Raw genomic sequence first — 6,766 nt, forward strand, 5'->3', positions numbered from 1 at the left:
TCCTCCAGTTAGTGCGCGGCGATTTCAGAAACCGATAGACGGTATCTTTGGCTACGGCTTGGGTACTCGATAACAGGCGAAGAAATGGTTTGCCAGTAAAGGCCAGAGAGAACAGAAACATAAACACATCACTGCTGGGAATACCTTTTTCTTTGCGTCCATTAGATTGAGTCAGAATGGTTGTGATGCGGGCTTCTTTCAGAAAAGCTGAAATTGAAGACTGGACAGTGTTTTCATCAAGTAGATTATTTGGTAACATGGTAGTGCAAGAACACCCTTTCGCTGGTTGTTGGGGTTTTGGCACTTCCATTTTACCAGCAAGGGGTGTTTTTGTACACCTTTGAGGCCAATAAAGTCAGGGGTTTACGGGTGTTTTACACCTGCGAAACTTGAGTTAGTAATAATAATCGGCATGCTGGTGGGGTGGTTGCTTGTAACGTATGTTGAGGGCCAGCGGACGGGTGAATACAACTGGACACTTGTAGCCGCGGGTATGGCGGGCACTGTCTTTGCTTATGTGATCCATTTGTTGCAGTCCAAATCTAGAACGCCCAATATTCCCGAAGCTGATGAACGCAGTCAGTATTTGCTTTTGCGCTTCTGCTCTTTTGCCCTGTACTTTGTACTCTTTATCAGTGCCGCGATGTTGCTTGGCTTGTATATCATGGGAATTGAATCGGTATCGACTATCGCGTTGATTTTTTATATGATAATCCTCTTTATTGTATTAGGAGTTGGCGGGTTTATCATCAGACGCTTGTAGTGGTATTGGCGGGATAGAATTCTTGTAGGAAAAGCAGGTGTTTACTTTGCATGAACAGTCGTTATTTCAATGCCCAGTTTGCAGCGAAGTGTTGTTCCGCGAGCAAAAACAGTATTTTTGTCAGAACAAACACAGTTTTGACCGGGCCAGGCAGGGCTATGTCAATCTGCTGTTGCCCCGGCATACAGGCGCAGGCAATCCAGGGGACACCCGGGAGATGTTGCAAAGCAGGCGCGCGTTTCTGGACCGGGGGTATTATGAGGAGTTTTCTCGAAAGTTAAATGAAACGGTCGCCAACACGCTGTCCTCTGCGAAGGAGGCGCAAATCCTTGATGCAGGTTGCGGTGAGGGATATTATACCTGGCGCCTGAAGAATTACCTGGCCGGGAATTCTCCTGATATCTATGGAATTGATGTATCACGTACAGCAATTCAATATGCCGCTGGTCGCGATCGGTCGATTAGTTTTGCTGTGGCCAGCAATTACCATATCCCTGTGCTGGATGATGCTCTAGACTGCATCATTTGCGTCTTTGCCCCCCGTGACGAAGGTCAGTTTAGCCGGGTGTTAAAACCGACTGGAACGGTTGTGGTGGCGGCGCCGGGCACCCGGCATTTGAATTCCCTCCGGAAAAGGCTGTCAGTTGACCCTGAACGCCTGGGGTCAAAGGGAGATATGGCTGGTGGTTTTTCCCTTATGGATACTGCAAATGTCACCTACGACATATGCCTGGAAAACGAGGACATCTTAAATTTGCTGCAGATGACTCCGTACAGTCGCCATGTTGAGGCCGGGGCTGTGGCAGCTCTGGAGAAAGTTGAAAAATTGGAAATAACGGTGGATATTGATATTCGGGTGTATAAACAAATTTAATGTTTGGGAGAGATGAAAGTGAGTTATTTGACAGTAGCCCTATTACAAATGGCGCAAACAAATAATCCGGAGAATCTAGACAAAGGACTCAACTTTTGTCGGCAGGCAAAGGCGATGGGCGCGGACATTGCCCTGTTCCCCGAAATGTGGAATGTTGGCTATCAGTTTCCGGAACGGGAGGCGGATGTTGCACAGTGGCAAAGATAGGCTATCGACCAAAACAGTGATTTTTTCGTCCGGCATCAGGAGTTGGCGGCGGAGTTGGATATGGCAATTGCCATTACTTACCTTGAGCTTTGGGAGGGTTTGCCCCGAAATACGGTTGCTCTTATCGACCGCACAGGCAAAACTGTGCTTACATACGCCAAAGTTCACACCTGCGATTTTGGCTTCGAAGCCCTGTGCAATCCCGGCGAGGAATTTTACACCTGTGAGTTGAATATGGCTCAGGGCAATGTAAATATTGGAGCAATGATATGTTATGACCGGGAGTTTCCCGAGAGCGCCCGGATACTGATGCTCCAGGGCGCCGAGATAATCCTCATTCCCAATGCCTGCGGCATGGAGGAGAACCGCAAGACCCAGCTGCGGGCCCGGGCTTATGAGAACATGGTCGGGGTGGCCCTGGCCAATTACGCCGGTGAGAGTTGCAAGGGCCACTCGGTCGCATATGACGGGATTGGGTTTACCGGCGCAAACGGACGCTCCCACAATACACTGATTGTAGAGGCGGGTGAAGCGGAGGGCGTTTACCTGGCCCGGTTTGATCTAGAGAAGCTGAGAAATTATCGTAGCAGTCAAACCTGGGGCAATGCCTACCGCAAACCCCGGGCCTACTCTTTGCTGCTATCCGAGGAAGTTAAGGCGCCGTTTATCCGTAAAGATTCCCGCCGTGAATTAGACACCGGGCAAAGGAGAGATGATTGTGAGTAAAAACGAAACGCTAAAAGAGTATATTCGTAAAAACTATGGTCAGATTGCCGAGAGTGGCAGCAGCGGTTCATGCTGTAGCGGCGGTTGCAGCTGTAGTGGAACAACGCTTGTGCCGGCCGAGACATCTGCCCGCCTGGGTTATACCGGGGAGGAGCTGGCGGAGCTGCCCGCAGGCGCAAATATGGGGCTGGGTTGTGGCAACCCAGTGGCGCTGGCAGCGCTGAAAGTAGGTGAAACAGTTCTGGACCTCGGTTGCGGTGGCGGGCTGGACTGTTTCTTGGCCAGCAAGCAGGTGGGGCCCGACGGCCATGTTATTGGAGTCGATATGACCGCAGAAATGATTAGTTTGGCACGCAAGAACGCCACAGAAGCCGGCTATGATAACGTGGAGTTCCGCCTTGGGGAAATCGAGCATTTGCCGGTGGCTGATAATACGGTGGACGTTATTATTTCCAATTGCGTACTCAACTTGTCTACTAACAAGGCACAGGCATATCGTGAAATTTATCGGGTGCTTAAGCCCGGCGGACGGCTGATGATTTCGGACATCGTTGCCACCGTTCCACTGCCGGAGCAGGTGCGCAGCGATTTGCAGTTATTTGCCGGCTGTGTCGCTGGCGCCGAACATGTTGATAATTTGCGGGAACTCATGAATCAAGTAGGTTTCACTGGGATTGATCTCACACCTAAAGATAACAGCCGTGAAATTATCCAGTCCTGGGCTCCGGGCAGCAAGCTTGAAGAGTATGTTGCCTCGTTCAATATTACAGCCAATAAACCAAGTTGACGCTAGTGGAGGTCGGAGCGCCATGAAACCTGTTATACGTTTCGCCGTAGCGACAGATATAGACATCTGTCTACAGTATGACCATTGCAAAGACCGCGGACTCCTATTGCGGAAAATAGAGGCCGGTGAGCTCATCATCGCAGAACTGGACGGTAAACCGGTCGGATACTTGACTATTCAGTTCATCTGGGAAGTTTTGCCGTATATAAGTTTAGTCCGGGTGGCGGAGCCATTTCAGCGCCAGGGTATCGGTCGGAGGATGCTTGCTTTCCTAGAGCAGCACCTCCGGGAACAGGGGCATAAGCAATTGCTTAGTTCCTCCCAGGTTGATGAGCCGGAGCCGCAAGCCTGGCATCGAGCCCGGGGTTTCCGGGAATGCGGGATTCTCGCTGGAGTTAACGAAGGTGCCATCGGCGAGGTGTTCTTCCGCAAGAAGCTGTAACACAAACCTGGTCAGGCTGTACGCGCCTGGCCTTTTGTGAGCTTAAACGCAGGGAGGTTAATACATGGCTAGTACACGCGTGCATATAAACGGAACGATACATACAATGGACGGCCGCGGTCAACGAGGATAAGCTTAAAGGGACTGTTAGCGAAGGGAAGTTGGCAACGTGATTGTTGTGGATTAAGATCCGTTTCAGGTTTCACCGGAGGAGTTGTCTGCAATCCGTGTGCAGAAAGTGTATGTCGGTGGAGAATTACAAAATCAGTTCGGTTGACAGCTAACCCCTGTTTTGGTATATAAAATATGTATTAGCACTCCCGTTAAAGGAGTGCTAATACGAGCCGATTTAAATGTTCAAGAAGGAGGAATTTTTGTGGCAGTACGGGAATTTCAGGCGGAGTCCAAACGACTCTTAGACTTAATGATCAACTCAATTTACACCCACAAAGAGATATTTTTGCGGGAACTCATTTCCAACGCCAGCGATGCAATCGACAAGATTTATTACAAAGCGTTGACCGATGATTCCCTGGAATTTAATAAGGAAGATTACTTTATTCGGATTACGGCAGACAAAGATACGCGGCTGTTGACAGTCTCTGATACAGGGATTGGCATGACCGAGGCGGAGCTTGAGGAAAACCTCGGGGTCATAGCCCAGAGTGGTTCTCTTAACTTCAAAAAAGCTCATGAGCTTAAAGATGATCACGATATTATCGGCCAATTTGGCGTTGGATTTTATTCCGCCTTTATGGTCGCGGACGTTGTCACGGTAATAACCAAGGCCTTCGGCAGTCAACAGGCATTCAAATGGGAATCCCGGGGCGCCGATGGCTATACTATTGAACCTTGTGAGAAGGAAACCGTGGGCACAGAGGTTGTCCTGAAAATCAAGGAAAACACAGAAGATGAAGACTATGATCAGTATCTGGATGAACATAGTCTCAAGGCAACAGTAAAAAAATACTCGGACTTTATTCGCTACCCAATTAAGATGGATGTCACCGAGACACGGCTCAAAGAAGGCAGCGATGAGGATTACGAGCAGGTTACTGAGGAAAAGACCGTCAACAGCATGGTGCCAATCTGGAAGCGCAATAAAAATGAGCTTACTCGGGAAGATTACGAGAACTTCTACGCAGAAAAACGCTATGGCTTTGACAAGCCTCTTCGCTATATTCACATCAATGCTGAAGGCACTGTAAGCTACAAGGCGATTCTGTATATTCCGGAGAAAATGCCCTTTGATTTCTATACGCCGGAATATGAAAAGGGCCTTGAGTTGTATTCCAATGGCGTTCTGATCATGAACAAATGCGGCGAACTTCTGCCCGACTATTTTAGCTTCGTTAAAGGCATGGTCGATTCCGAGGACTTCTCTCTGAATATTTCCCGGGAGATGCTACAGCATGACCGGCAGCTGAAACTGATTGCCAAGAACCTTAAGAACAAGATTAAGAGCGAATTGGAGGATCTGCTCAAAACCGACCGGGAGGAGTATGAAAAGTTTTATCAGTCTTTTGGCCGCCAGTTGAAATATGGTGTTTACAGCGAGTTTGGCAGCAATAAGGAATTGCTCCAGGACCTGTTGCTTTTCCATTCTTCCAGGGAGAAAAAATTAGTTACCCTGGCTGAATACGTGGAAAGGATGCCCCAGGAGCAAAAGTATATCTACTACGCTGCCGGGGATTCCCTGGAGCGGATTGAGAAACTGCCCCAGACCGAATTTGTCGCCGACAAGGGGTATGAGATTCTTTACTTTACCGATGATGTGGATGAGTTTGCGATTAAAATGCTTCGGGCATACAAAGATAAGGAGTTTAAGTCAGTAGCCAGCGGCGATTTGGGTATCGAGGGTGAAGAATCAGCAGAGGACGATACTGAAGAAAATAAAGCGCTGTTTGACAAAATGAAAGAAACTTTAGGAGACAGAGTAAGCTCCGTCCGTATTTCTAAGCGTCTGAAACAGCATCCTGTTTGTCTTGCCAATGAGGGCGAGTTGTCCATAGAAATGGAAAAAATCCTCAAAGCGATGCCCAACAGCAACGAAAATATTAAAGCCGAAAAGATCCTGGAGATTAACCCGGATCATGCAGTATTTGAGACCCTTAAGACGGCCCATGCTGGCGATGGGGAAAAATTTGCTCTATATACCGAGCTTTTGTACAATCAGGCGTTGCTTATCGAAGGCCTTCCGGTTGAGGACCCAGTGGAGTTCTCCAACAAAATCTGTAAAATGATGTCTTAAGAAAAGCCGCTGCAGGCACAGCTTGCAGCGGCTTTTTGGATCTATTAAATTTGTTGTGTTTTATGCCAAAATCTCTTGGTAACGGCGAAACTGGCGACACAGACAGCGATACCCAACAGAGCACCGACGACGATATCCAGGGGGAAGTGAACGCCAACCATCACCCGCGAAACAGCGGTGATGCTGGCCAGTACAAATGCATAAGTTCCCAGCTGTTTATTGGTGTGCCAAATCGCGGAAGCAATCACAAAGGCGCTGGCCGCGTGCATGCTGGGCAGCGAACTGTTGGCCGCATGTTCAATCAGACTGTCAATTTCCAGCGCTACAAACGGGCGTGGCCGCAGGGTCTAAAATCCGCAAGGCCTGGACTGTAATCGCCACGGCAGCTGGCCCCATCAAGAAAGGAATCAGTTTTTTGTCCTTACGCCAGATTAAATAAGCGATGCCGAATAGATAAATGCATGCAAAAATAGTCGAGGACAGGTCGGATATATTAATCATCAGATTGCCAAGGGTTGGACTGGTGCTGGCAACGTCAAACAGATACATGAATAAGCGTTCATCGATAATCGTTATAAATCCCATTTATGATTCCACTGCAGAAAGTCCCTTTTCCCTTATAATTTCTTCCATTAACGGCAGGATTTTGCACCCCGGAAATTGAAGTAATACCTAGGAATATCGAGCTATTCCTACATAATCGGTGCATAAGGGGT

General features: G+C 48.4%; 7 protein-coding genes and 1 pseudogene. 6 read left to right on the top strand and 2 right to left on the bottom strand.

The window, feature by feature from the left end:
- Positions 1-427 precede the first annotated feature (427 nt).
- From FH749_12825 to htpG, 6 genes and pseudogenes are all read left to right on the top strand, one after another.
- On the top strand, positions 428-763 hold the full coding sequence (locus FH749_12825) for a hypothetical protein (protein ID MTI96338.1): 336 nt from the start codon (positions 428-430) through the stop codon (positions 761-763).
- Between the two features lie 46 nt (positions 764-809).
- Entirely contained in the window at positions 810-1,637 is an 828-nt protein-coding gene (locus FH749_12830) for a methyltransferase domain-containing protein (GenBank protein MTI96339.1), read from the top strand.
- 18 nt (positions 1,638-1,655) lie between these two features.
- Positions 1,656-2,570, top strand: a pseudogene (locus FH749_12835) (carbon-nitrogen hydrolase family protein).
- Positions 2,557-3,357 carry an arsenite methyltransferase gene (arsM, locus tag FH749_12840; GenBank protein ID MTI96340.1) on the top strand — a complete coding sequence of 267 codons (801 nt, stop codon included), beginning with the start codon at positions 2,557-2,559 and terminating at the stop codon, positions 3,355-3,357. The pseudogene FH749_12835 and the gene arsM overlap by 14 nt, the downstream one beginning before the upstream one ends.
- Positions 3,317-3,799: a GNAT family N-acetyltransferase gene (locus tag FH749_12845; protein MTI96341.1), complete on the top strand. Its 483-nt coding sequence runs from the start codon at positions 3,317-3,319 to the stop codon at positions 3,797-3,799. The genes arsM and FH749_12845 overlap by 41 nt, the downstream gene beginning before the upstream one ends.
- Before the next feature lie 376 nt (positions 3,800-4,175).
- Entirely contained in the window at positions 4,176-6,050 is a 1,875-nt protein-coding gene (htpG, locus tag FH749_12850; protein ID MTI96342.1) for a molecular chaperone HtpG, read from the top strand.
- Between the two features lie 44 nt (positions 6,051-6,094).
- On the opposite strand, the gene FH749_12855 is transcribed toward htpG, so the two are convergent.
- Together FH749_12855 and FH749_12860 are read right to left on the bottom strand one after the other, a co-directional pair.
- The gene (locus FH749_12855) at positions 6,095-6,394 is read right to left on the bottom strand and encodes a phosphatase PAP2 family protein (GenBank protein MTI96343.1); all 300 of its coding nucleotides are present in this window, start codon (positions 6,392-6,394) and stop codon (positions 6,095-6,097) included.
- Positions 6,360-6,635, bottom strand: a complete 276-nt coding sequence (locus tag FH749_12860) for a hypothetical protein (GenBank protein MTI96344.1) — start codon at positions 6,633-6,635, stop codon at positions 6,360-6,362. Before FH749_12860 ends, FH749_12855 begins: the two co-directional genes overlap by 35 nt.
- Positions 6,636-6,766: the final 131 nt, after the last annotated feature.

The organism is Bacillota bacterium, from assembly GCA_009711825.1.
GTDB lineage: Bacteria > Bacillota > Proteinivoracia > UBA4975 > VEMY01 > VEMY01.